Genomic DNA, 24,675 nt, shown 5'->3' on the forward strand with positions numbered 1-24,675 from the left:
CGCGCGGCCGGGCAAACCCGCTTGGCACATGCCGTGCGGCACGGCTAAAGTAGCGGCTCCTCTCTGACGGAACGGATCGCTCATGTATCTCGGCATCGACCTCGGCACCTCGGAAGTGAAGGTGCTGCTGCTCGCCCCGGACGGTGCGGTCGTCGGCACCGCCGGCTCGCCGTTCACCGTGTCGCGGCCGCATCCGCGCTGGGCCGAACAGCATCCGGACGACTGGTGGCAAGGCACGCTCGCCGCGCTCGCGGCGCTGCGCGAACGGCATCCGCAAGCGTTCGCGCAGGTGCGCGGCATCGGCCTGTCGGGCCAGATGCACGGCGCCGTGCTGCTCGGCCGCGACGACCGCGTGCTGCGCCCCGCGATCCTGTGGAACGACATGCGCAGCGCCGACGAATGCGCGCTGCTCACCGAACGCGCGCCCGATCTCCACGCCCTCGCCGGCAATCTCGCGATGCCGGGTTTCACCGCGCCGAAACTGCTTTGGGTAGCGAAGCACGAACCCGACGTGTTCGCGGCGACCGCGTGCGTGCTGATGCCGAAGGACTACCTGCGGTTCCGGCTCACCGGCGCGAAGGTGTCCGATCCGTCGGACGCGGCCGGCACGCTGTGGCTCGATGTCGCGCGGCGCGACTGGTCCGACGCGCTGCTCGCCGCATGCGGGATGACGCGCGACCAGATGCCGCGCATCGTCGAAGGCAACGCGCCGTCCGGCACGCTGCGCGCCGATGTCGCGCGCGAGCTCGGGCTGTCGGAGGCCGTCGTGGTGGCCGGCGGCGGCGGCGACAACGCGACGAGCGCGCTCGGCATCGGCGCGATCCACGCGGGCGACGGCTTCGTGTCGCTCGGCACGTCGGGCGTGCTGAGCGTGGTCGGCGACCGCTTCATGCCGAATCCCGCGTCGGCCGTGCATGCGTTCTGCCATGCGATTCCCGATCGCTGGCAATTGATGAGCGTCGTGCTGTCGGCCGCGAGCTGCCTGCGCTGGGTCTGCAAGCTGACGGGCACCGACGAGCCCGCGCTGCTCGCCGAAGTCGAGGCGCTCGACGCCGACGCGCTTGCGACGGCGCCGCTGTTCCTGCCCTACCTGTCCGGCGAACGGACGCCGCACAACGATCCGTATGCGCAAGGCGTGTTCTTCGGGATGACGCATGCAACCGAACGCGCGCATCTCGGCTACGCGGTGCTCGAAGGCGTGACGCTCGGCCTCGCCGACGGCCTCGACGCGCTGCATGCGGCCGGCGTCGAAACCGACCAGCTGTCGCTGATCGGCGGTGGCGCGCGCAGCGCGTTCTGGGCGCAACTGATCGCCGATGCGCTGAACGTGCGCACGCGCCAGATCGGCGGCGGCGAAACGGGCGCGGCGCTCGGCGCGGCGCGGCTCGGCTGGCTGGCCGTCGGCGGCGATCCGCAGACGGTGCTGACCAAGCCGCCGGTGCGCGCCGAATTCGCGCCGGACGCGGCCCGCCATGCGTTGCTGCGCGAACGCCTCGACGCGTTCCGCGCGCTGTACCGCCACGTGCGGCCGCTGTACGAACCGTCGCGCACGCGGCTCGCGTAAGCGCCGCCGCGGCGTGCTTGCGGCCGTCGGCCGCGCGCACGACATGCGGTACAGTGGATGCCGTCGCGCGGTCCGCCGGCCGGTCCGCGGGCGGCCCCCCAGCTCCGAATCGAATCGCTATCGTGTCCAAGTCCTCAGAAAAACTCGATCTCGCCACGCGTGCCGCGTGGCTCTATTACGTCGCGGGCGACACGCAGAACGAAATCGCCGAAAAGCTGCAGGTGTCGCGCCCGGTCGCGCAGCGCCTCGTCGCGTTCGCGGTCGAGAAGAACCTGATCCGCGTGCGCGTCGACCACCAGCTCGCCGACTGCCTCGATCTCGGCGCGCAGTTGTCGAAACGCTACGGCCTTGCGATGTGCGAAGTCGTGCCCGTCGATGCCGATGCGCCCGAAGCGATCGACCGCAAGCTCGCGGTCGCCGGCGCGCAGGTGATGGAGCGCTACCTGGGCGAGACGCGGCCGATGGTGATCGCCGTCAGCAGCGGCCGGACGCTGAAGGCCGCGGTCGCGCAGATCGCGCAGATCGACCGCCCGCAGCATCGGCTCGTGTCGATGGTCGGCGCGATCGCGGCCGACGGCTCGTCGAACCGCTACGACGTCGCGCAGTACATCTCCGAGAAAACCGGCAGCAAGCACTTCCTGCTGCCCGCGCCGCTGTTCGCCGACAGCGCGGCCGAGCGCGCGCAGTGGTGCAACCACCGGCTGTACCGGATCGTCGAAGCACTGTCGGGCAAGGCCGACGTCGCGTTCGTCGGGATCGGCAACACCGGCCCGCACTGCCCGCTGTACGAAGACGGCTTCATCACCGAACAGGAGCGCGACGAGATGACCTCGCTCGGCGCGGTGGCGGAACTGCTCGGCATGCCGATCGACGCGCACGGCAAGATGATCGACGTGTCGACCAGCGCGCGCGTGACGAGCGTGTCGCTCGCCGCGCCGCCGAAACGCCCGACGATCGCGTTCGCGGGCGGCCCGAAGAAACGCGACGCGGTAATCGCCGCGCTGCGCGGCGGCTGGGTGTCGGGGCTCGTCACCGACGAGACGTGCGCGCGGGCGGCGCTCGACGCGAACGCAGACTGATGCCGCAGCCGGGCGCTCACGCGGCCCGCGGCGCCGGAAACGCATGCCGGCGCGCGCGCCACGCGCCGATCCACGCGGCCGCCAGCAACGCCACGAGCACCCACGGAATCGCGCCGGCGCCGGTTGCGCCGAGCAGCATCCCGCCCGCGATGCCGCCACCGGCGATCGCGAGATTCCACACCGTCACGAGCATCGACTGCGCGACGTCGGCCGACTCCCCCGCCGCGTTCGCGGCAGCCGTCTGGAACAGCGTCGGCGCGCCGCCGAACGCGAGCCCCACAGCGCGACGCCGGCATAGACGATCGCCATCCCCGAGCCGGCGCCGAGCATCGCCGCCGCGAGCGCGAACAGCGCGATACTGGCGAGCGTCAGGCGCCGTTGCGCGGCACCGATCCACGCGCCCGTCAGCGCGATGCCGACCAGCGACGCGATGCCGAACACCAGCAGCACCACATCGACCTGCGCCCCCATCCGCACGCCCGCGAGAAACGGCGCGACGTACGTGTACAGCATGTTGTGCGCAAGCACGTACGCGAACATCACGGTCAGCACCGGCCGCACGCCGGGCAGCGTCATCACGCCGAGCACCGGTTCGCGCGCGCCGGCCTGCTGCCCCGGGTAATCGGGCACGCGCCAGCGGATCCAGCCGATCAGCCCGAGCGCCGCGAGCGTGATCAACGCGAACGCGACGCGCCAGCCGAGCGACGCGCCCAGCGCGGTGCCGGCCGGAATGCCGATCGACATCGCGACCGGCGCGCCGAGCATCGCGACCGCGATCGCGCGGCCGCGCAGCGACGCGTCGACCATCCGGCTCGCATAACCGGCCAGCAGCGCCCACAGCAGCCCGGCCGACATGCCCGCGACGAAGCGCGCAGCGAGCGTGAGCGCGTAGTACGGCGATGCGGCGGTCAGCGCATTCGACACGACGAAGCCGGCCAGCGCCGCAAGCAGCAGGCGGCGCCGGCGCATCGCGCGAGTCGCGGCGACGAGCGGTATCGCCGCGACGATCGAGCCGAGCGCATACACGGTCACGAGCTGGCCGATCAGCGCGTCGGGCACGCGCAGGTCGGCGCTCATCAGCGGCAACAGGCCGGCCGGCAATGCCTCGGTGAGGATCGTGATGAAGGCGGCCGTCGCGAGCGCCAGCAGGTTCGCGACCGGCAGGCGCTCGCGCGCCTGCACCGGCCCGACGGAAACCTCGTCGTCGATCGACGTGCAGTCGCTCATGCCGCGCTCCCGATATCGACACCGTAGACCGCATCGCGCACGTCGGTCACGATCCGCCCGTGCATGCCCTCGTACAGCGTATTGGTCAGTGCGACGACCGTCAGCCCGGCCGTTCGGTCGACGAACCACGCATGCCCGTACGCGCCGCCCCAGCGCCACGTGCCGACCGACTCCGGCGACTGCGCGGCCACCGGATCGTGCAGCACCGAAAAGCCGAGCCCGAAGCCGAAACCGGGCGCATCCTGCAGTTCGTGCGCGCCCGGCTGGATGCGCGCCATCTCGTCGATCCATGCGCGCTCGAGCCAGCCGTCGCGGCCGGTGCGCAGCGCGTCGAGCAGCGACACGCAATCGCGCGCGGTGCCGACCATCCCCGCGCCGCCCGACGGCCACGCATCGCGATCGAACACGCGCGCCGGTTCGAAGCGGATGCCGATCGTGCCGTCGTACACAGGCACGAGATCGGTGTCCGCCATCCGGCGCGGCGCGCCCGTCGTGCTCACGTATGGCGTCGCGACGCGCGCGGCGTCGTGCGCGACGAACGCGGTGTCGGTCATCCCGAGCGGCGTCGTGACGAGCGCGGCTACCGCCTCGGCGAGCGGCCGGCCGTCGACCGCCTCGATCAGCGCGCCGACCACGTCGGTCGCGAGCGAATAGTCCCACGACGTGCCGGGCGCGAACCGCAGCGGCACGCCCGCGATGCGCCGCACGTTCTCCGCGAGCGAAATGCCCGCGCGGTCCATCCCGTCGGACACGCCGGCACGCGCATACGGGCCGTCGCCGTCGGCTTCGAGGAAGCGGTAGCCGAGGCCGGCCGTATGCGACAGCAGATGACGCAACGTGATCGCGGCGGGTGCGCCGTCGGGCAGCGCCGGGCGGAATTCGGGCAACCAGCGCGCGACGGGTTCGTCGAGCGCGATGCGCCCCGCCGCGACCAGCCGCATCGCGGCGGCCGTCACGACCGGCTTCGTGACCGATGCGAGCCGGAACAGCGCGTCTTCCCGCATCGGCGTACCGGCTTCGCGATCGGCGAGCCCGGCGGCGCGCGCATAGCGCAGCTCGCCGTCGCACGCGACCAGCACGACCGCGCCGACGATGCGCTCGTCGGCGAGCGCGCGATCGAGCGCGTCGTCGAGCCGGCGGCGCAGCGCGGCGTCCGGTTCGGCACGGGATGCGGTGACAGGCAGGGATGACATGGCGTGACCTCTCAACAGTGAACGAACGTTCATCGTAGGGAGCCGACGCAAGAAGAAAAACCGGGTTAGAGTTCCGGACAATCCGGACGCTGGTGTCCGCAATCAGGAACTTGCATGGAAAATCTCGGCGGTTTCGTCGTGTTCGTTCAGGTCGCGGAAACGCGCAGTTTCGTCGCGGCCGGCCGCGCGCTCGGCCTGTCGGCGTCGGCGATCGGCAAGCGCATCGCGCGGCTCGAGGCGCGCCTGAACGTACGGCTGTTTCACCGCAGCACGCGCAGCATCACGCTGACGGCCGAAGGCACGCGGTTTCTCGAACGGTGCCGGCGCGTGATCGCCGAGATCGAAGCTGCCGAGCAGGAACTGACGCACAGTGCCGAAGCGCCGCGCGGACGCCTGCGCGTGAGCCTGCCGACGATCGGCACGCTGCTGCTGCCGGTGCTCGCCGACTTCATGGCCGAGTACCCGGAGATCGAACTCGATATCGATTTCAGCGACCGGCTCGTCGACGTCGTCGAGGAAGGGTTCGACGCGGTGCTGCGCACCGGCCAGCCGTCGGATTCACGGCTGTCGTCGCGGCTGCTCCGCCATTTCCGCCAGCACCTCGTCGCGTCGCCCGACTACCTCGCCCGGCACGGCACGCCGCGCACACCGGCCGATCTCGCGCTGCACCGCTGCCTGCACTACCGCTTTCCGAGCAGCGGCAAGCTCGAAACCTGGCCGCTGCGCGTGCCGCGCTCGGGCACGCCGCCCGACGTGCCCGTCTCGATGGTCAGCAACAGCGCGGAAGCGCGCCTGTGCTTCACGCTGCGCGGGCTCGGCATCGCGTGCCTGCCCGAGTTCTTCGTGCGCGGCGCGCTCGACGACGGCACGCTGTGCGCGGTGCTCGACGAACACGTCTCCAGTTGCACGCCGATCTACGTGCTGTGGCCGTCGGGCCGCCATCCGACGCCGAAGCTGCGCGCGTTCGTCGACTTCATGGCCGCAAACCTGCGCTTCTGACCGATCCCGGCCGTCACGCGGCCTTCGCATGCATGCCGAGCCGGCGGAACGCCTGCCCGTGCTCGTCGAACAGATGGCAGTGCTCGGCCTGCGCGTGTACGTGCAGCGCCTCGCCGGTGCGATACGTATCGAGCGGCGGAATCCGCGCGATCAGCCCGTCCGGCGCGACCGCCGACTCCGCGTACAGATACGCGGCATCGCCGAGCGACTCGACGGCCATCGTCCGCGCGGCGACGCCCGTGGCCGCCGTGCCCACCAGCAGGTGCTCGGGCCGCACGCCGACCGTCACCGCGGCACCGCGCTGCAGCCCGGCCGCTTCGACCGCGACGTACTGAGTCTCGCCGCTGTCGAAACGCACGAGCACGCCGCCCGCGTCGACCGATTCGACCGTGCCTTTCAGGAAGTTCATCTTCGGCGAACCGATGAAGCCCGCGACGAACTGGTTCGCCGGCGCGTGATACAGCTCGTTCGGCGTGCCGACCTGCTGCACCGCGCCGCCCGACAGCACGACGATCTTGTCGGCGAGCGTCATCGCCTCGACCTGGTCGTGCGTCACGTAGATCATCGTCGTCTTCAGCTCGTCGTGCAGCCGCGCGAACTCCAGCCGCATCTTCACGCGCAGCGCGGCGTCGAGGTTCGACAGCGGCTCGTCGAACAGGAACACCTTCGGCTTGCGCGTGATCGCGCGGCCGATCGCGACGCGCTGCCGCTGGCCGCCCGACAGCTGCTTCGGCTTGCGGTCGAGCAGGTGATCGATGTGCAGGATCTTCGCGGCCTGCTTTACGGCCTGGTCGATCTCGGGCTTCTTCGCACCCGCGAGCTTGAGGCCGAACGCCATGTTGTCGTACAGCGTCATGTGCGGGTACAGCGCATACGACTGGAACACCATCGCGATGCCGCGCTTCGCGCTCGGCACGTCGTTGACCTTCGCGCCGTCGATCAGCAGGTCGCCGCTCGAAATATCCTCGAGGCCCGCGATCATCCGCATCAGCGTGGATTTGCCGCAGCCGCTCGGGCCGACGAACACGACGAATTCGCCGTCGGCGATGTCGAGGTTCACGTTGCGCAGCACTTCGGTTTCGTCGTAGCGCTTCGCGATATTGCGCAGGAGCACGCTTGCCATGATCTGTCTCCGTTCGTTCGTGATGCGCCGCATTCACGCATGCGGCGCGTAATCGTTGCTAGTTCGGCAGCACCGCGCCCGTCGCCTGCCAGCGCGCGACGTAGCCGGGCAGCTCGTGCATGTCGTCGAATACGTGACGCGCGCCGATCCCGCGCAGCGCGTCGATCTGCGCGGCCGACGCATGCCCGCCGCCGACGAAGCCGAGCACGGTCATGCCGGCCGCGGCCGCCGCGGTGATGCCGGTCGCGCTGTCCTCGACGACGAGGCACTGCGCGGGCGCGACGCCGAGCGTGCGCGCGGCTGCGAGATACACGTCCGGCGCCGGCTTCGGCCGCGCGACGGAATCCGCGCAGAACAGCCGTTCGCCGAAGAAGCGCGCGAGGCCCGTGCGCGCGAGCGCCGCTTCGACGTATGCACGGTAGCTGTTGCTCGCGCAGGCCGTCGTCAACTGAATCGCGCCGAGCGCCGCGTCGATGCCGTCGACCATCGGCGCATTGACGGCCGCCGCCTCGACCGCACGGCGGATCGCGTCGACGTCGCCGGCCGACAGCGTGCGTCCGACGGCGTCGCCCGCACCCGCCAGCACGCGCTCGATGCGCAGACCGAGCAGCGGCATCACGGCCGGACGCGCATCGACGCCCGGCCAGCGCATGTCGAGCTCGCGCACGATCACGTCGGCGGCGACGGCCTCGCTGTCGATCAGCACGCCGTCGCAATCGCAGATCAGCACGTTCGCACCTTGGCCGGCCGCGCTCACTTGACCGCTCCGAACGTGAGCCCGCGCACGAGCTGCTTCTGCGACAGCCAGCCGACGATCAGGATCGGCGCGACCGCGAGCAGCGACGCCGCGGACAGCTTCGCCCAGAACAGCCCCTCGGGGCTCGAGTACGACGCGATGAACACGGTCAGCGGCGCCGCGTTCGAGCTCGACAGGTTGATGCTCCAGAACGCCTCGTTCCACGACAGGATCACGAGCAGCAGCGCGGTCGAAGCAAGCCCCGGCAGCGCCATCGGCATCAGCAGGTAGACGATCTCCTGCCACGTCGACGCGCCGTCGATGCGCCCGGCTTCCAGGATGTCCTTCGGGATCTCGTTGAAGTAGGTAAAGGTCATCCACACCGCGATCGGCAGGTTGATCAGCGTGTAGACGATCACGAGGCCCGACACCGTGTCGAGCAGCCCAGCGTTCTTCCACAGCAGGTAGATCGGCACGAGCACGCCGACCGACGGCATCATCTTCGTCGACAGCATCCACAGCAGCACCTTCTGCGTGCGGCGGTTCGGGAAGAACGCCATCGCATACGCGGCCGGCACCGCGAACAGCAGCGAGATCACCGTGACGCCCGCCGAGATCAGCACCGAATTCCACGCGAACGAGAAGTAGTTGCTGCGCGCGAACACCTCGCGGAAGCTGTCGAGCGTCGGCATGAAGAACAGCGCCGATGCGTATGCCTGCTGCTCGGTCTTGAACGCGGTGATCGCCATCCAGAAGATCGGGAAGAACAGCAGCAGCGCGATCAGCCACGCGAGCGCGCCGGGCAGCGCGCGCCGCACGAGGTCGAACACGGCCGGCACGCGCCGGCCTTCGAAGGTCAGGTCGCTCATTTTTCGTATTCCCCCTTCAGGTTGCGCGCGAGCATCCGCACGAGGAAGAACGACACGACGTTCGCGACCACGACGGCGATGATGCCGCCCGCGGACGCGAGGCCGACGTCGAACTGCTGCAGGCCGAGCGCGTAGATCAGGTACGACAGGTTGGTCGTCGCGTCGCCGGGGCCGCCGCCGGTCGTCGTGTAGATCTCCGCGAAGATCGACAGCAGGAAGATCGTCTCCATCATCACGACCACGGCGATCGCGCGCTTCAGGTGCGGCAGCGTGATGTAGAAGAACATCGCGATCGGGCCCGCGCCGTCGATGCGCGCGGCTTCCTTCTGTTCCTGGTCGAGCGACTGGATCGCGGTGAACAGGATCAGGAACGCGAACGGCAGCCACTGCCATGCGACGATGATGATCACCGCGGTGAGCGGGTAATCGGCGAACCAGTCGATCGGCGTCATCCCGAACGCGCGCATCGCGTTCGCGACGAGCCCGTACACCGGGTGCAGGATCATGTTCTTCCAGATCAGCGCGGATACCGTCGGCATCACGAAGAACGGCGCGATCGCGAGCAGGCGTGCCACGCCCTGCCCGTAGAACTTGCGGTCGAACAGCACGGCCATCAGCACGCCGCCGATCACCGTGATCGCGAGCACCGCGCCGATCAGCACGAGCGTGTGCCAGATCGCGGGCAGGAACGACGGATCGGTCGCGAGGAAGCGGTAGTTGTCGAGCCCCGCGAAACCCTTCACGTCCGGGTTCAGCAGGTTGTAGCGCGAGAACGAATACCAGATCGTCATCGCGAGCGGAATCGACATCCACAGCAGCAGCACCGCGACGGACGGCGAGACGAGCCAGCTCGCGCCGCCGCGCGCGCGGCGCGGCGCGCCCGGCGGCAACGACGCGTCGCCGACCGACGGCGCGTGGCTCAGGGGAAGACGCAGGTGACGCATGATCGGGGTCCCTCCGGTTGATGCGCGGGCGCGAACGGCCTGCCCGCCTTTCGGCTTCGCCGGCCCGCACCGCGCGCGACGGCGCACGGCGCGGGCCACGCGACTGCTTGCGCGTTACTTCTTGTAGCCGGCCTGCCGTACCGCGCGGTCGGCGGCGGCCTGCCCGGCGGCGAGCGCCTGGTCGACCGTCATCTGCCCTGCAACCGCGCCCGCGATCGACTGGCCGACCACCGTGCCGAACGACTGGAATTCAGGAATCCCGACGTACTGCACGCCCGTGTACGGCACCTTCTTCAGCGACGGATCGTTCGGGTCGGCGGTCTCGATCGCCTTCAGCACGAAGTCCGAGAACGGCGCGGCGGCCTTGTACTCGGGGCGCTGATAGGTCGACGCGCGCGTGCCCGGCGGCACCGACGCCCAGCCCTCGTCCTTGCCGACCATCTCGATGTACTGCTTCGACGTCGCCCACGCGATGAACTTGCGCGCGGCGTCCTGCTGCTTCGACGTCTTCGGCACGGCCAGCGCCCACGCCCACAGCCAGTGCGAGCCCTTCGGCGTGGCGGCGACCGGCGCGGCCGCGAAGCCGATCTTGTCGGCGACCTGCGACTGCTGCTTGTTATAGAGCATCCCGGCCGCGACCGTCGCGTCGATCCACATCGCGCACTTGCCCGATGCGGTCAGCGTCAGGTTCTCGTTGAAGCCGTTCGAGCTCGCTCCCGGCGGGCCGTCCTTCTTCAGCAGGTTCACGTAGAACGTGATCGCCTTCTTCCATTCGGGCGACGTGAGCTGCGCGTTCCAGTTCTCGTCGAACCAGCGCCCGCCGAACGTGTTCACGACCGTCGACACGAACGCCATGTTCTCGCCCCAGCCGGCCTTGCCGCGCAGGCAGATCCCGTAGGTGCCCTTCGACTTGTCGGTGAGCTTGTCCGCGAATTCGGCGATCTGGTCGTAGGTCGGCTGGTCGGGCATCTTCAGCCCCTTCGCCGCGAACAGGTCCTTGCGGTAGAACGTCATCGAGCTTTCGACGTAGAACGGCAGCGCATACAGCTGGCCGTTGTACGACAGGCTGTCGCGCGCGGTCTTCACGATGTCGTTCAGGTCGTAGTCGGCGGGCAGGCCCGTGATCGGCGCGAGCCAGCCGCGCTTGCCCCACTGCGGCGTCTCGTAGGTGCCGATCGCCATCACGTCGAACTGGCCGCTGCCGGTCGTGATGTCGGTCGTCGCGCGCTGGCGCAGCACGTTTTCCTCGAGGATCACCCAGTTCAGCTTGATGTCGGGGTTCGCCTTCTCGAACGCCGGCGACAGCTTCTTCAGCTCGATCATGTCGGGGTTGTTCAGCGTCGCGATCGTCAGCGTGCCGGCGGACGCGGCGCAGGCGGCCGTCGCGAGCGCGGCTCCGGCGAAGCAGCGTGCGGCGGCGTCGAGCATCTTTCGTTGCATGGCATGTCTCCTGTGTTTGTTCGAAGTGTCGTCGGTCTTGCGTCGTTTCCTTCGCGGCCCGTCACGCCGGCCGCTGCATTCCGCACGCGCGCGCATAGTGCGCGATCACGTCGCGTATCCGGTGGCGCACCCACGCGCGCGGCTCCTTCGCGAGCCCGCCCGCGCGGCACGCCGCGTAGACATCCGGCAGCCACTGCGCGACGAGCGTCTCGGGCACCGGCTGCCGCGCGAGGTTGCCGAACAGCTGCTCGACCGCAGCCGCGACGGCCGGCTGCAGCCAGTAGTAGCGAATCCGGTCGCTGTAGCTGAACTGGCGCGCGAGCCGCTGCTCGGTTTCGTCGCCGCGGTAGTACGGCGCCCAGTGCTCGGGCTGCGCGCGCATCGCGGCATCGACCACGTCGCGCAGCCGCGAGCGCTGCGCGACGTCGTCGATCAGCGCATCCTCGATGAACGTCAATGCGAACAGCGCCTCGCGCAGCGCGAACGTCAGCGCGGGGCCGACCTTCAGCACCGCGAAGTGGTCGCGCACGAGCGCGGCGAGCGCGCCCTCGGTCTGGTAATCGGTCGAATGCGCCTCGAACACGAGGCGCGGTGTATGCAGGATACTCGCGCCGAGTGACGCTGCCTTGGCGCTGTCGTAGTCGAGCACGTGGCGATCGTCGAAGTCGACGCCCGGCTGCGCGACGATCGCGACGACGCGCGTCCACGCGTCGTCGAGCCCGGCCGCCGCGAACGCGCGGCGGTGCGCGTCGAGCGTCGCCGCGATGCTGTCGCTGCGCGTAACCGCGATCCGAGCGATCGCCGCGCCGTTCGCATCGCCCGGATTGCCGCTGACTTCGCCGCCCGGCGTCGGCACCTCGGTGCCGATCACGTAGACGGGCGCGACACCGGCGCGCGACGCCGCGTCTTCCGCCACGCGGCACAGCTCGGCCGCGCGGGCGGCGATCGTGCGGTCGTCGAGCCGCGCCGGATCGTCCGCGCACGCCATGCTCGCGTCGAGGTGGATCTTTTCGAAACCGGCTTCGACATACGCGGCGACCATCGCACTGGCCTCGCGCATCGCGTCGGCCGCGCGGCGGTGCCGCCACGGGTTCGGACCGAGATGGTCGCCGCCGAGCACGAGCGCCGACGGAGCGAGCCCGCAGCGCGCGGCGATCGCATCGACGTCGCGGCGGAAATCGGCGGGCGTCATGCCCGTATAGCCGCCGAGATGGTTCACCTGGTTGCAGGTCGCCTCGATCAACAGCGGCGAGCCGTCCGCGCGCGCGGCTTCGCACGCGGCCTCCAGCACCAGCCGGTGCGCGCTGCAGATCGAATAGATGCCGCGCTGCGCGTCCGCACGGTTCGCGTCGAAGATCATCCGCAGCACGGCATCCGCGTGCGCGGTGCGCGGGCGTTCGGCGATGGTCGTCAGGCCGGACATGCCACACCTCGTTCGGTCAGGAAACGGTCGATCTCGGCCGCGCTGCTGTTGCCTTCCATCGGGCCGCGCCGCGTGACCGCGATCGCGCCTGCCGCGTTCGCGCGGCGCAGCGCGACCTCGATCGGCACGCCCGCGACGAGGCTCGCGACCAGCGTGCCGCCGAAGCAGTCGCCGGCGCCGGTCGGGTCGATTTCATCGACCGGAAACGCCGGCGCTTCGGCACGGCTCGCGCGGTCGAACGCGACGCTGCCAGCGGCGCCGCGCTTCAGCACGACGCGCTCGAGCAGCGGATGCGTCGCGAGCAGTCCCGCGATCGCGCGCTCGGCCGGCTGCGGCCCGCAGAAGAACGGCAGGTCGGCCTCGCTCGGCAGGAACAGGTGGCAGGCGGCGAGCATCTCGTCGAGCGCCGCGCGCATCGGGCGGAAGCTCAGCATCTCGGGGCGCACGTTCGGATCGAACGACACCTTCGCGCCGGCGCGCGCGGCCTCGATCACGCCGCGCTGGACCGCCGCGATCGCCGATTCGCTCGTCAGCGACGAGCCCATCACGTGGAAGTAGCGGCAGCCGTCGAACATCGCCGTATCGACGTCGGATGCATCGACACACGCGGCCGCGCTGGTGGAAAGACTGAAGACGAAGCTGCGCGAACCGTCGTCGCGATACGCGACGAACGCGGTGCCGGTCGGGCGCGCGACGCGGCGGATGCGCGCGACATCGACGCCGTCGCGTTCGAGCCGCGCGACGATCGCGTCGCCGAACGCGTCGCGACCGACACAGCCCGCATACGCGACGCGCGCGCCGAGCCGTGCTGCCTGATCGGCAAAGATCGCGGGCGCGCCGCTCGGGAACGGTCCGGCGAACAGGCCCGGCGTATCGAAGCCCTGGCCGCGCTCGGCGGCAACGAATTCGGCGAGCAGCTCGCCGGCGACGACGATCTCGGCCATCAGGCGTGCCCTCCCGAGACCGGCGTGCAAAGGGCCGCAGCCTGTGGCAGCGGCCATCCAAGCGAGCATGAATGCCACTTCATCCGTTGCTCCGACAAACCATTATCGGCGGCGAGAAGGAACGGTATGCGCTTGACAGGCCGCTTCGTCCAGGGGGTAGGATCATTGGCATGATCCTTGTCTACCGCTACCGGGTGAAGTCGCTCAACGGGCTGCTTAACAAGCAGAGTCGTGCGGTGAACTACGTCTGGAACTTCTGCAATGACACACAGAAACACGCGCTCATGTGGAGCAAGAAGTGGCCAACAGGTTTCGACCTGAATGGACTGACGAGCGGCAGCAGCAAGGAGCTTGGCATTCACTCCGGCACGATCAACGCAACTTGCTTGCAGTCCGCACAATCCCGTAGCCAGCACCGACGCCCTTACCTGCGCTATCGCGGCAAGAGAACGCTCGGATGGGTACCGTTGAAAGGGCGCGACCTGAAGCGTGAAGGCGACGCGTTCCGTTTCGCCGGCAACACCTTCCGCGTGTTCAACAGTCGGCCGCTTCCCGAAGGCAAGATCAAGGATGGAACCAACTTCGCGCAGGATGCGCGGGGCAACTGGTTTCTCAACATCGTGATCGAAATGCCCGATGTTCAAGCGCGCCCGATTCGTTCCGGCGTCGGTATCGGTCTCGGCCTGAAAGACTTCGCCACACTTTCGACCGGCGAGAAACTGCCTAACGACCGGTTCGGCCGGCGCGCGGCCGAGAAGCTCGCGAAAGCGCAACGGGCGCGAAAGCACAAACGACATATCGCGAAGCTGCACGCCAAGGTTGCGAATGCCCGCGCCGATTCCCAGCACAAGCTCGCACTCGATCTGGTGCGGCGGTTCGATTACATCGCGGTCGGCAATGTCTCTGCCGTCAAACTCGCCAGAACCAGGATGGCGAAGAGCGTCTACGACGCATCCTGGTCGTCTTTCAGAAACATGCTCCGTTATAAAGCGATCGCGCACGGAGCCACGTTCGAAGAAGTGGACGAAAGCGGTTCTACCCAGTCCTGTTCGGCGTGCGGGTCGAAAGACAGCACGACGCGGCCGAAAGGTATCGCGGGACTGCGAGTAAGAGAGTGGGCCTGCAGTGACTGTGGTGTCGAGCATGATCGTGATACCAACGCTGCGCTGAACATTCTCCGATGCGGACGTGCATCGCCAAGTGTGGGAATCCACCGCCTTTAGGCGGCGGAGGACGTCAAGTCAGCTCATCCAGTTGCCGCCGTCGACGTTCAGCGTCTGGGCGGTGATGTAATCGGCGTCGGCCGACGCGAGGAACAGCGCGGCGCCCGTCAGGTCGCCCGGCACGCCCATGCGGCCGAGCGGCACGGCTTCGCCGACCAGCCGCTTCTTCTCGCCGAGCGGCCGGTTCTCGTAGCGCGCGAACAGCGCGTCGACCTGCTCCCACATCGGCGTGTCGACGACGCCCGGCGCGATCCCGTTCACGTTGATCCGGTGCGGCGCGAGCGCGAGCGCGGCCGACTGCGTATAGCTGATCACCGCCGCCTTGGTCGCGCAGTAGTGCGAAACGAGCGCCTCGCCGCGACGGCCGGCCTGCGACGACATGTTGACGATCTTGCCGCCGCGCCCCTGCTCGACCATCCGCTGCGCGACGGCCTGCATCAGGAAGAACAGCCCTTTCACGTTGACCGCGAACAGCCGGTCGAACACGTCCCACGATTCGTCGAGGATCGGGCGCATGTCGAACAGCGCCGCGTTGTTGAACAGGATGTCGACACCGCCGAAGCGCTCGACGGCGGTGGCGACGATCCGCTCGATGTCGTCGCGGCGCGTGACGTCCGCGGTGACGGCCACCGCGCGGCCGGGGTTCGCTTCGATGAGCCGCGCAAGCGAGCCGCCTGCCGGCTTCACGTCGACGAGCACGCAGCGCGCGCCTTCGTCCAGATAGCGTTGCGCGACCGCCTCGCCGATGCCGCTTGCGGCGCCCGTCAGGATCGCGACCTTGTCTTCCAGTCTCACTGGTTGTCTCCGGTTCGTTCTGCTGTACGACGGTCGCGAGGTGAGCGAACGCTCGCCGACCGATCAATTGCTCTGTTGTTGATCGAATGATCGGATACGCGATTCGCGCTGTCAAGGCAACGCGACGGCTTTCTATGACGCGCTGCGGCACAACGGCGCATCGCACCGGCCCGCAGCGCACGCCCGGCAAGGCGCGGCGCGCGCGGTGCGGTGCGGCCGGATCGGCGATGAAGGGGACGGAGCGTGGACGGAACGGGGAATTCGCGCTGCACGGCGCGGCGATACGTTATATCATCGCCGTACTCTGTTTCCCCTGCCTGCTTCACGCCATGGCTACCTCATCGCCCATTGACGCCCGGCTGTCCCGGGCCGACGCATTCGCCGCCGAGCACGGGCTCGCGTGGACGCCGCTGCGCCGCCAGGTCTACGAACGCGTGCTGGCCGCGCAGCGCCCGATCGGCGCGTACGACCTGCTCGCCGAGCTCGAACCGCAGCGCGGCCGCGTGCCGCCCACGACCGTCTATCGCGCGCTGGATTTCCTCGTCGAGCACGGTTTCATCCACCGGATCGAATCGAAGAACGCGTTCTTCGCGTGCTGCGAGATCGGCGTGCCGCACGAAGGCCAGTTCCTGATCTGCGATTCGTGCGGCGACACCGTCGAGATTCCCGGCGGCGACCTCGCGAAGCAGTTGTCCGCGAGCGAGCCCGCGCACGGTTTCGAAGTCCACCACCAGGTCGTCGAGCTGAGCGGCCTGTGCGGGCACTGCAAGCGCAAGCCCGCACAACGCTGACGCCGCATCGCGCGGCGCATGTGCCGCCTTTCCAACGAGGAGTTTCATGTCCATTGCCTTGAAGCGCGCGCCGCGGCGCGCCCTGTCGCCTGTCCGCTGGCTTTCCGCCGCTGCCGCCGCGCTGTCGCTCGCGGCGCCCGCGTTCGCGCAGGCCGCGACCGTCAACGTCGTCGCCGCCGAGAATTTCTACGGCGATGTCGCGGCGCAGATCGGCGGCCGCCACGTCGCGGTCACGAGCATCCTCAGCAATCCCGACCAGGATCCGCACCTGTTCGAAGCCAGCCCGAAGACCGCCCGCGCGCTCCAGCACGCGCAGGTCGTGATCTACAACGGCGCCGACTACGATCCGTGGATGGGCAAGCTGCTCGGCGCATCGAAGCAGGCGAAGCGCGCGACGATCGTCGTCGCCGATCTCGTCGGCAAGAAGGCCGGCGACAACCCGCACCTGTGGTACGACCCGGCGACGATGCCGGCCGCCGCGCGCGCGATCGCGGCCGAGTTCGGCCGCGCCGACCCGGCGAACAAGGCCGACTACGACGCGAACCTGCAGAAGTTCGTCGCGTCGCTGAAGCCCGTCGACGACAAGGTCGCCGCGCTGCGCGCGCAGTACAAGGGCGTGCCGGTGACGGCCACCGAGCCCGTGTTCGGCTACATGTCCGACGCGATCGGGCTCGACATGCGCAACCAGCGCTTCCAGCTCGCGACGATGAACGACACCGAGGCGAGCGCGCAGGACGTCGCGGCGTTCGAGAACGACCTGCGCAAGAAGCAGGTGCGCGTACTGATCTACAACAGCCAGGCCGAAGCGCCGATGACCAAGCGCATGCTGAAGATCGCGCGCGACGGCGGCGTGCCGGCCGTCAGCGTCACCGAGACGCAGCCTGCCGGCAAGACCTTCCAGCAATGGATGGCCGGCCAGCTCGATGCGCTCTCCAGCGCGCTTTCGGCCGGCAAGAAATAAGCGACTGCAACGACATGACCGCCACTCCCCACGCACTCGCAGTCGATCGCGTCACGCTCGAACTGGGCGGACGCACGATCCTGCGCGACGTCAGCTTCTCGATCGAACCCGGCGAATTCGTCGGCGTGCTCGGGCCGAACGGCGCGGGCAAGACGACGCTGATGCGCGCGGTGCTCGGCCTCGTGCCCGTCTCGGCCGGCACGCTGTCGGTCGGCGGCGTGCCGGTCGTGCGCGGCAACGCGTCGATCGGCTACATGCCGCAGATCAGGAGCGGCCTCGCGAACCGCCGGATGCGCGGCTACGACTTCGTCGCGATGGCCGCCGACGGCCATCGCTGGGGGCTGCCGCACACCAACGCGGCGACGCGCCGCGACGTCGACCGCGTGCTCGACCTCGTCGGCGGCCCGACGCTCGCGCGCCGGCCGCTGTCGGAGTTGTCGGGCGGCGAGCGGCAGCGCCTGCTGCTCGCGCAGTGCCTGCTCGGCAGCCCGAAGCTGCTGCTGCTCGACGAGCCGCTGATCAGCCTCGACCCGAACCACCAGCGCGGCGTGGTCGAACTCGTGCGCAACGTGCAGCGCGAGCTCGGCATCACCGTGCTGTTCTCCGCGCACGAACTGAATCCGCTGCTGAACGCGCTCGACCGCGTGCTGTATCTCGGCAATGGCGTCGCGGCGCTCGGCACCGTCGACGAGGTGATCACGAAGCCCGTGCTGTCGCGCCTCTACGGATCGCCGATCGACGTGATGCGCGTGAACGGCAAGATCTTCGTGATGTCGGGCGACGTCGAGATCGAGAAGCACGACCACGAACACGAGGACGACGACGGCCACTCGCACGGCGGCGGCCACGGCCATCACCACCACGGACACGCTCATCCCGGGCATTCGCACGATGTTTGAATACGACTTCATGATCAATGCCTTCGCGGCGTCGGGCATCGTCGCGGTGCTCGCGGGCATCGTCGGCTACTTCCTGGTGCTGCGCGGGCAGACCTTCGCCGGCCATGCGCTGTCGCACGTCGGCTTCACCGGCGCGACGGGCGCGGTGCTGCTCGGCATCTCGCCGATCTGGGGGATGGTCGGCTTCACGCTCGCGGCCGGGATCGGGATGGGCGCGCTCGGCGAACGGCTTGCGGGCCGCGACGTCGCGATCGGCGTGATCCTGTCGGGCGCGCTCGGCTTCGGCCTGCTGTTCCTGCATTTCTATACGTCGTTCGCGACGCAGGTGACCGCGCTGCTGTTCGGCAACGTGCTCGCGGTCAACCACGACACGCTCGCGGTACTGGCCGGCATCGGCGCGGTGAGCCTGATCGCGCTCGCGCTGATCGCGCGGCCGCTGCTGTTCGCGTCGCTGCAGCCCGAACTGGCCGAAGCCAAGGGCGTGTCGCTGCGCACGGTGTCGATGCTGTTCCTCGCGGTGTGCGCGCTCGCGGTGGCCGCCGCGACGCAGATCGTCGGCGTGCTGCTCGTGTTCACGCTGCTGGTCGGGCCGGCCGCGGCCGCGCAGAACGTGTCGACGCGGCTGTCGACGGGCGTGCTGCTCGCCGCGCTGTTCGCGCTGTTCGAGGCGTGGGCCGGCATCACGCTTGCATATCACACCGACTGGCCGACGAGCTTCTGGATCACCGCGCTGTCGGCGCTCGTGTACGGCGCGAGCCTGTTGCGACGCCACTGATCGCCGCCCGATGCCAATGAAAACGCCGGCGTGCCCGAGGGCAGCGCCGGCGTTTTTTATGCGCCTGCAATCGCGTGCGGCGATGCGTGCGTTACCTGACTCCGCTCATCGGGCGAGCACGCGCGCGTGATGCGCAATGTGATCGGCGATGAACGTCGAGATGAAGTAGTACCCGTGGTCGTAGCCCGGATGGCGGCGCAGCGTCAGCGGCTGGCCGGCCTTCGCGCACGCGGCTTCGAACACGTCGGGGTTCAGCTGGTTCGCGAGGAATTGATCGGCGAGGCCCTGGTCGACCAGGATGCCGTCCGCGAACTTCGGCGCATCGGCGCGCGCGACGAGCTCGCTCGCGTCGTGCGCGTTCCACGCGTCGCGATCGTCGCCGAGATAACCCGAGAATGCCTTCTCGCCCCACGGGCAGCGTGTCGGCGCGGCGATCGGCGCGAACGCCGACACCGACCGGTACAGGCCGGGATGACGCAGCGCGAGCGTCAGCGCGCCGTGCCCGCCCATCGAGTGGCCGAAGATCCCGAGCCGCGCGCCGTCGATCGGCAGCTCGGCCGCGACGAGCTCGCGCAGCTCGCCCGCCACGTACGACTCCATCCGGTAATGCGTGGACCACGGCGCCTCGGTCGCATCGACGTAGAAGCCCGCGCCGACGCCGAAGTCCCACGCATCGGTCTCGCCCGGCACGCCCGCGCCGCGCGGGCTCGTGTCGGGCATCACGAGCGCGATGCCATGCTGTGCCGCGTATTGCTGCGCGCCGGCCTTGATCGCGAACGTCTCGTCGGTGCAGGTCAGCCCCGCGAGGTAGAACAGCGCCGGCACGCGGCCGTGCGCGGCCTGCGGCGGCAGGTACACCGAGAACTTCATCGGCAGGCCGATCGCCGTCGAATCGTGGCGGTAGAAGCGCTGCTCGCCGCCGTGGCACGCATGCGAGGAAACGAGTTCGAGCATGACGGTGCGCTCCCGGTCAGTACAGCACGACCGAGCGGATCGACTCGCCCTGCTTCATCAGGTCGAAGCCTTCGTTGATCCGCTCGAGCGGCAGCGTGTGCGTGATCAGGTCGTCGATGTTGATCTTGCCTTCCATGTACCAGTCGACGATCTTCGGCACGTCGGTGCGGCCGCGCGCGCCGCCGAACGCCGAGCCCTTCCACTCGCGGCCCGTCACGAGCTGGAACGGACGCGTGCTGATTTCCTCGCCCGCCGCGGCCACGCCGATGATGAACGACTGGCCCCAGCCCTTGTGCGTGCACTCGAGCGCCTGGCGCATCAGCTTCACGTTGCCGACGCATTCGAACGAGTAGTCGGCGCCGCCGTCGGTCAGCTGCACGATGTGGTCGACGACGTTCTCGACTTCGTTCGGGTTGATGAAGTGCGTCATCCCGAACTTCTTCGCGAGCTCGACGCGCTTCGGGTTGATGTCGACGCCGATGATCTTGTCCGCGCCGACCATCTTCGCGCCCTGGATCACGTTCAGGCCGATCCCGCCGAGGCCGAACACGACGACGTTCGCACCGGCCTCGACCTTCGCCGAGTAGACGACCGCGCCGACGCCCGTCGTCACGCCGCAGCCGATGTAGCAGATCTTGTCGAACGGCGCGTCCTCGCGCACCTTCGCGACCGCGATCTCCGGCACGACGATGTAGTTCGAGAACGTCGACGTGCCCATGTAGTGGAACAGCGGCTTGCCGTCGAGCGAGAAGCGCGACGTCGCGTCGGGCATCAGGCCCTTGCCCTGCGTCGCGCGGATCTTCTGGCACAGGTTGGTCTTGCGCGACAGGCAGAACTTGCACTCGCGGCATTCCGGCGTGTAGAGCGGAATCACGTGGTCGCCCTTCCTGACGGTGCCGACGCCGGGGCCGACGTCGACCACCACGCCCGCGCCTTCATGGCCGAGGATCGCCGGGAAGATCCCTTCCGGATCGGCACCCGACAGCGTGTAGTAGTCGGTGTGGCAGATGCCCGTCGCCTTCACTTCGATCAGCACTTCGCCTGCGCGCGGCCCTTCGAGATCGACTTCCTCGATCGTCAGCGGTGCACCCGCCTTCCATGCAATCGCGGCTTTCGTTTTCATCGTGTCACTCCTGTCTGTCAATTAGGTTGCCCCGGGGCGGCGCTTCGGCGCTTACGCAGGTCCCATTCGCACCGGGCCCCGTTCAAAGCTGTCGAAACCATGCCGCGCGACCTCGCGCGCGACACGGCAAAAGCATCTCGTGCTCGCCATGATGGCCGCTCCCGCCGCACACCGCGAGCCGGAAACGGTCGCCGGCTTGCCACGATGCGTCATCGCTGACGCAAAAGAACAAGTGTTCGAGTTTAAACGCCCGTCGTGAACCATGCATCCGTGCGCGCATACAGATCGATGAAGCGGGCGTGGCGCGCGGCCAGCAGGCGGTCGTCGCGCGGCGCGGCGACCGGCGACGCGGCCGGCGCCAGCGCGCGCAACGCATCTTCGCGCCAGTGTCCGATCGCGACGCCCGCGAGCAGCGCGGCGCCGCGCGTCGCGGCGTTCGGGCAATCGATCGCGTGCAGCGACGCGCCGAGCGCGTCGGCGAGCAACTGGCGCCAGCGCGGATCGACCGAGCCGCCGCCCGCGAGACGCAGCGTCGTCACCGGGTCGCGACGATCGGCATCGCGGATCGCATCGAGCCCCGCGCGCAGCGCGAACGCGACGCCTTCGAACGCGGCGCGCATCATCGCGCCGCGCGTGTCGCCGAGCCCGAGGCCGAGCCAGCCGCCGCGCGCATCGGGGTTCATCCACGGCGAACGCTCCCCGGTCAGGTAGGGCAGGAAGCACAGCCGTTCCGACGCCGGTTGCGCGAACGCGTCGTCATACGCATCCGCCCATCCCGAATAACCGAGCCAGCCGCGCACGGCTTCGAGCGCGAGCCCGACGTTCTGTATCGCGGCCATCGTGTAATAACCGCCGCCGGCTGCCGCGCGATAGCGATGCAGCCCGCGCCGCGCGGGCGGCAGCGCATCCGCGAGCACGACGATCTGGCCGCCGCTGCCCGTCGTCAGCAGCGCGTCGCCGGCCGCGGCGAGCCCGCTGCCGAGCGCCGCGCATGCGGTGTCGGCCGCGCCCGTCGCCAGCGGCACGCCGGCCGGCAGGCCGAGCGCCGCGGCCGCCTGCGCACCGAGCACGCCGCAGCGCGCAGTCGACGCAAGGACCGGCGCGAACCGGTCGGCCGGCAGGCCGAGCGCTGCGATCAATGCCGTATCCCATGCACCGTCGGGCGTCGCGAGCGCGGTCGCGCACGCATCGCTCGGATCGGCCGCGACGTCGCCGCCGAGCGCGATGCGCAGCCAGTCCTTCGGCTGCACGGCCCAGCGCGCGGCGCGCAGCGCATCGGGCTCGTGCTCGGCCAGCCAGCGCAACAGCGGGCCTGCCATGCCCGGCGCAACGGGGTTCGGGGCGACGGGCAATCCGGCGGCGGGCGATCCGGCGACGGACCAATCGGACGCGTCCGCTTCGCGCACCGCGCGCGTGTCGGGCCACAGCAGCGCGGGCCGCACCGGCTGCCCGGCCGCGTCGATCAGCACGACGCCATGCATTTGCCCCGAGAAGCCGATCGCCGCGACCTGCGCGCGCTCGCCGGCAGGCAGGTGCGCGGCCGCGCGCACGAGCGCCTGCCACCACGCGTCGGGCGCGATCTCGGCCCAGCCGGGCCGCGGCGACGACAACGCATAAGGTTCGCTCGCGACCGCGCGCTCGACGCCATCGGCATCGAGCGTGACGAGTTTGACGGAGCCGGTGCCGAGGTCGATTCCGAGCAGGCGCATGACGTGACGGTGAATTCGAATGAACGGATGTCGATGATAACGGGATCGCGATACTCGCCCCGGCTTTTGCGGTCACCGCAGCGCAATGCGATGCACGGAAGCCGCAGTCGGCAGCCGGGTTTCGCCGGGCTGCACCTTGCGTGCAAAAGCGGCCGTTCGCGGGTTAACCCGGCGCGGTTTTCCGACACCCCTTTTTGCCACTATGCGGCCGCGCCGATACACACCATAAAGCGGCCGATATTTGACATGGGGGCCGGCGCTATTTTGAAGGGCTATAAAACCGGGGAACCTCACTCCTGCGGCAGTTTCCCGATGATCGACACCCTGTTTCATGCCGAAATGGCATATCGAACCAGCAAAGCACGGAATAGAACCCAGCGCTCTTGTTGCGTGGATTCATTCCGCATAACTTCGTATCACCCCGAAAACAAGATCATGGAGTGAGACAGATGCAATCGAACACGGTCCATCCGTGCGATGAGGTGCTGCCGACCGGCAAGCTGGTAACGCTTGGCCTGCAACACGTCCTCGTCATGTACGCCGGCGCCGTCGCCGTGCCGCTTATCGTCGGCGGCGCGCTCAAGCTGCCGAAAGACCAGATCGCGTTCCTGATCAGCGCCGATCTGTTTTCGTGCGGCATCGCCACGCTGATCCAGACGCTGGGCCTGTGGATCTTCGGGATCCGCCTGCCCGTCATCATGGGCTGCACGTTCGCGGCCGTCGGCCCGATGATCGCGATCGGCACGAACCCCGGCCTCGGCATTCTCGACATCTTCGGCTCGACCATCGCGGCCGGCATCATCGGCATCGTGCTGGCGCCGACGATCGGCAAGCTGTTGCGGTTCTTCCCGCCGGTGGTCGTCGGCACCGTGATTGCCGTGATCGGGCTGTCGCTGATGGAGGTCGGCATCAACTGGGCCGCCGGCGGCGTCGGCAACCCCGAATACGGCAGCCCGGTCTATCTCGGCCTGTCGCTGCTCGTGCTCACGCTGATCCTGCTGATCAACAAGTTCGGCCGCGGCTTCATCGCGAACATCTCGGTGCTGCTCGGCATCGTCGCCGGCTTCGTGATCGCGTTCATCCTCGGCCGCGTGAACACCGAAGGCGTGTCGCTCGCGCCGTGGGTCGGCTTCGTGATGCCGTTCCACTTCGGCTGGCCGCACTTCGACCCGCTGTCGATCGCGACGATGGTCACGGTGATGTTCGTCACGTTCATCGAATCGACCGGCATGTTCCTCGCGGTCGGCGACATGGTCGATCGTCCGGTCGACCAGGATCGCCTGGTGCGCGGCCTGCGCGTCGACGGCCTCGGCACGCTGATCGGCGGCATCTTCAACTCGTTCCCGCATACGTCGTTCTCGCAGAACGTCGGCCTGATCGGCGTGACGGGCGTGAAGAGCCGGTTCGTGTGCGCGACGGGCGGCGTGATCCTCGTGATGCTCGGCCTGTTCCCGAAGATGGCGCAGGTCGTCGCGTCGGTGCCGCCGTTCGTGCTCGGCGGCGCGGGCATCGTGATGTTCGGGATGGTGGCCGCGAACGGCATCAAGGTGCTGTCGAAGGTCGATTTCGTGAACAACAGCCACAACCTGTTCATCGTCGCCGTGAGCGTCGGCATGGGCCTCGTGCCGGTCGTGTCGCCGCACTTCTTCTCGAAGCTGCCGCCCGCGCTCGCACCGATCCTGCACAGCGGCATCCTGCTGGCATCGGCCACGGCCGTGATCCTGAACATCGTGTTCAACGGCGTGAAAGGCGAAAAGGATGCGCGCTGCGACATCCGCCGCGCCGGACACGACTTCGACGGGCGCCCCGCCGACGTGCACCACTGATCGCGCCGCGCCGGACGACGGCGCAACGCGGTAATGAAAAAACGCCACGGACTTTCGTCCGTGGCGTTGTCGTTTCCA

Annotated in this window: 21 protein-coding genes and 1 pseudogene; 9 read left to right on the forward strand and 13 right to left on the reverse strand. The window is 69.0% G+C overall.

Going from position 1 to position 24,675, the window contains the following annotated elements; all coding sequences use genetic code 11:
• Positions 1 to 82 precede the first annotated feature (82 nt).
• Together xylB and MRS60_RS13805 are read left to right on the forward strand one after the other, a co-directional pair.
• A complete protein-coding gene (gene xylB, locus MRS60_RS13800) occupies positions 83 to 1,564 on the forward strand; it encodes a xylulokinase (protein WP_243564849.1) in 1,482 nt (493 codons plus the stop codon).
• A 122-nt stretch (positions 1,565 to 1,686) separates the two neighbouring features.
• Positions 1,687 to 2,643: a sugar-binding transcriptional regulator gene (locus MRS60_RS13805; protein WP_034178881.1), complete on the forward strand. Its 957-nt coding sequence runs from the start codon at positions 1,687 to 1,689 to the stop codon at positions 2,641 to 2,643.
• A 16-nt stretch (positions 2,644 to 2,659) separates the two neighbouring features.
• Here the strand turns inward: MRS60_RS13805 and MRS60_RS13810 are convergent.
• Positions 2,660 to 3,870: pseudogene (locus MRS60_RS13810) on the reverse strand (MFS transporter).
• Complete coding sequence (locus MRS60_RS13815; RefSeq protein WP_243564850.1) at positions 3,867 to 5,063, reverse strand: serine hydrolase domain-containing protein; 1,197 nt, start codon at positions 5,061 to 5,063, stop codon at positions 3,867 to 3,869. Before MRS60_RS13815 ends, MRS60_RS13810 begins: the two are co-directional and overlap by 4 nt.
• Before the next feature lie 114 nt (positions 5,064 to 5,177).
• Between MRS60_RS13815 and MRS60_RS13820 the strand changes: the two genes are divergently transcribed.
• A complete protein-coding gene (locus MRS60_RS13820) occupies positions 5,178 to 6,062 on the forward strand; it encodes a LysR family transcriptional regulator (protein ID WP_243564851.1) in 885 nt (294 codons plus the stop codon).
• Between the two features lie 13 nt (positions 6,063 to 6,075).
• On the opposite strand, the gene MRS60_RS13825 is transcribed toward MRS60_RS13820, so the two are convergent.
• The 7 genes from MRS60_RS13825 to MRS60_RS13855 all read right to left on the reverse strand — a co-directional run bounded on the left by MRS60_RS13825 (position 6,076) and on the right by MRS60_RS13855 (position 13,541).
• Complete coding sequence (locus tag MRS60_RS13825; RefSeq protein WP_243564852.1) at positions 6,076 to 7,185, reverse strand: ABC transporter ATP-binding protein; 1,110 nt, start codon at positions 7,183 to 7,185, stop codon at positions 6,076 to 6,078.
• Between the two features lie 58 nt (positions 7,186 to 7,243).
• On the reverse strand, positions 7,244 to 7,942 hold the full coding sequence (locus tag MRS60_RS13830; protein ID WP_034178885.1) for an HAD family hydrolase: 699 nt from the start codon (positions 7,940 to 7,942) through the stop codon (positions 7,244 to 7,246).
• Positions 7,939 to 8,790, reverse strand: a complete 852-nt coding sequence (locus MRS60_RS13835) for a carbohydrate ABC transporter permease (protein ID WP_034178886.1) — start codon at positions 8,788 to 8,790, stop codon at positions 7,939 to 7,941. The genes MRS60_RS13830 and MRS60_RS13835 overlap by 4 nt, the downstream gene beginning before the upstream one ends.
• Complete coding sequence (locus MRS60_RS13840) at positions 8,787 to 9,734, reverse strand: carbohydrate ABC transporter permease (protein ID WP_105390047.1); 948 nt, start codon at positions 9,732 to 9,734, stop codon at positions 8,787 to 8,789. The genes MRS60_RS13835 and MRS60_RS13840 overlap by 4 nt, the downstream gene beginning before the upstream one ends.
• A 114-nt stretch (positions 9,735 to 9,848) precedes the next feature.
• Positions 9,849 to 11,174 carry an ABC transporter substrate-binding protein gene (locus MRS60_RS13845; protein WP_034178888.1) on the reverse strand — a complete coding sequence of 442 codons (1,326 nt, stop codon included), beginning with the start codon at positions 11,172 to 11,174 and terminating at the stop codon, positions 9,849 to 9,851.
• A 61-nt stretch (positions 11,175 to 11,235) separates the two neighbouring features.
• Entirely contained in the window at positions 11,236 to 12,597 is a 1,362-nt protein-coding gene (locus MRS60_RS13850) for a D-tagatose-bisphosphate aldolase, class II, non-catalytic subunit (protein ID WP_243564853.1), read from the reverse strand.
• Complete coding sequence (locus tag MRS60_RS13855; protein WP_243564854.1) at positions 12,585 to 13,541, reverse strand: sugar kinase; 957 nt, start codon at positions 13,539 to 13,541, stop codon at positions 12,585 to 12,587. The genes MRS60_RS13850 and MRS60_RS13855 overlap by 13 nt, the downstream gene beginning before the upstream one ends.
• Positions 13,542 to 13,711: 170 nt before the next feature.
• On the opposite strand from MRS60_RS13855, the gene MRS60_RS13860 reads away from it, so the two are divergent.
• Positions 13,712 to 14,764, forward strand: a complete 1,053-nt coding sequence (locus tag MRS60_RS13860) for an RNA-guided endonuclease InsQ/TnpB family protein (RefSeq protein ID WP_243564855.1) — start codon at positions 13,712 to 13,714, stop codon at positions 14,762 to 14,764.
• Between the two features lie 18 nt (positions 14,765 to 14,782).
• On the opposite strand, the gene MRS60_RS13865 is transcribed toward MRS60_RS13860, so the two are convergent.
• Positions 14,783 to 15,559 (reverse strand): L-iditol 2-dehydrogenase, encoded by a 777-nt coding sequence (locus MRS60_RS13865; protein ID WP_034178892.1) that lies wholly within the window; start codon positions 15,557 to 15,559, stop codon positions 14,783 to 14,785.
• Between the two features lie 329 nt (positions 15,560 to 15,888).
• Between MRS60_RS13865 and MRS60_RS13870 the strand changes: the two genes are divergently transcribed.
• The 4 genes from MRS60_RS13870 to MRS60_RS13885 are packed head-to-tail and all read left to right on the forward strand — an operon-like array spanning position 15,889 to position 18,985.
• Positions 15,889 to 16,350, forward strand: coding sequence for a Fur family transcriptional regulator (locus tag MRS60_RS13870; protein ID WP_006483754.1), 462 nt, complete (start codon positions 15,889 to 15,891; stop codon positions 16,348 to 16,350).
• 46 nt (positions 16,351 to 16,396) lie between these two features.
• The gene (locus MRS60_RS13875) at positions 16,397 to 17,311 is read left to right on the forward strand and encodes a metal ABC transporter solute-binding protein (protein ID WP_243564856.1); all 915 of its coding nucleotides are present in this window, start codon (positions 16,397 to 16,399) and stop codon (positions 17,309 to 17,311) included.
• A gap of 14 nt (positions 17,312 to 17,325) precedes the next feature.
• Positions 17,326 to 18,210, forward strand: a complete 885-nt coding sequence (locus tag MRS60_RS13880) for an ABC transporter ATP-binding protein (RefSeq protein ID WP_034178894.1) — start codon at positions 17,326 to 17,328, stop codon at positions 18,208 to 18,210.
• Entirely contained in the window at positions 18,203 to 18,985 is a 783-nt protein-coding gene (locus MRS60_RS13885; protein ID WP_034178895.1) for a metal ABC transporter permease, read from the forward strand. Before MRS60_RS13880 ends, MRS60_RS13885 begins: the two co-directional genes overlap by 8 nt.
• Before the next feature lie 105 nt (positions 18,986 to 19,090).
• On the opposite strand, the gene fghA is transcribed toward MRS60_RS13885, so the two are convergent.
• From fghA to MRS60_RS13900, 3 genes are all read right to left on the reverse strand, one after another.
• A complete protein-coding gene (gene fghA, locus MRS60_RS13890; protein ID WP_243564857.1) occupies positions 19,091 to 19,939 on the reverse strand; it encodes an S-formylglutathione hydrolase in 849 nt (282 codons plus the stop codon).
• 16 nt (positions 19,940 to 19,955) lie between these two features.
• Positions 19,956 to 21,062 carry an S-(hydroxymethyl)glutathione dehydrogenase/class III alcohol dehydrogenase gene (locus MRS60_RS13895; RefSeq protein WP_034178897.1) on the reverse strand — a complete coding sequence of 369 codons (1,107 nt, stop codon included), beginning with the start codon at positions 21,060 to 21,062 and terminating at the stop codon, positions 19,956 to 19,958.
• Positions 21,063 to 21,304: 242 nt separating this feature from the next.
• Positions 21,305 to 22,771: a xylulokinase gene (locus MRS60_RS13900; RefSeq protein WP_243564858.1), complete on the reverse strand. Its 1,467-nt coding sequence runs from the start codon at positions 22,769 to 22,771 to the stop codon at positions 21,305 to 21,307.
• A gap of 449 nt (positions 22,772 to 23,220) precedes the next feature.
• Here MRS60_RS13900 and MRS60_RS13905 point away from each other — a divergent pair, with 449 nt between their 5' ends.
• Positions 23,221 to 24,597, forward strand: a complete 1,377-nt coding sequence (locus MRS60_RS13905; RefSeq protein WP_034178899.1) for a nucleobase:cation symporter-2 family protein — start codon at positions 23,221 to 23,223, stop codon at positions 24,595 to 24,597.
• Positions 24,598 to 24,675: the final 78 nt, after the last annotated feature.

Source organism: Burkholderia pyrrocinia (genome assembly GCF_022809715.1).
Classification (GTDB): Bacteria; Pseudomonadota; Gammaproteobacteria; order Burkholderiales; family Burkholderiaceae; genus Burkholderia; species Burkholderia pyrrocinia_C.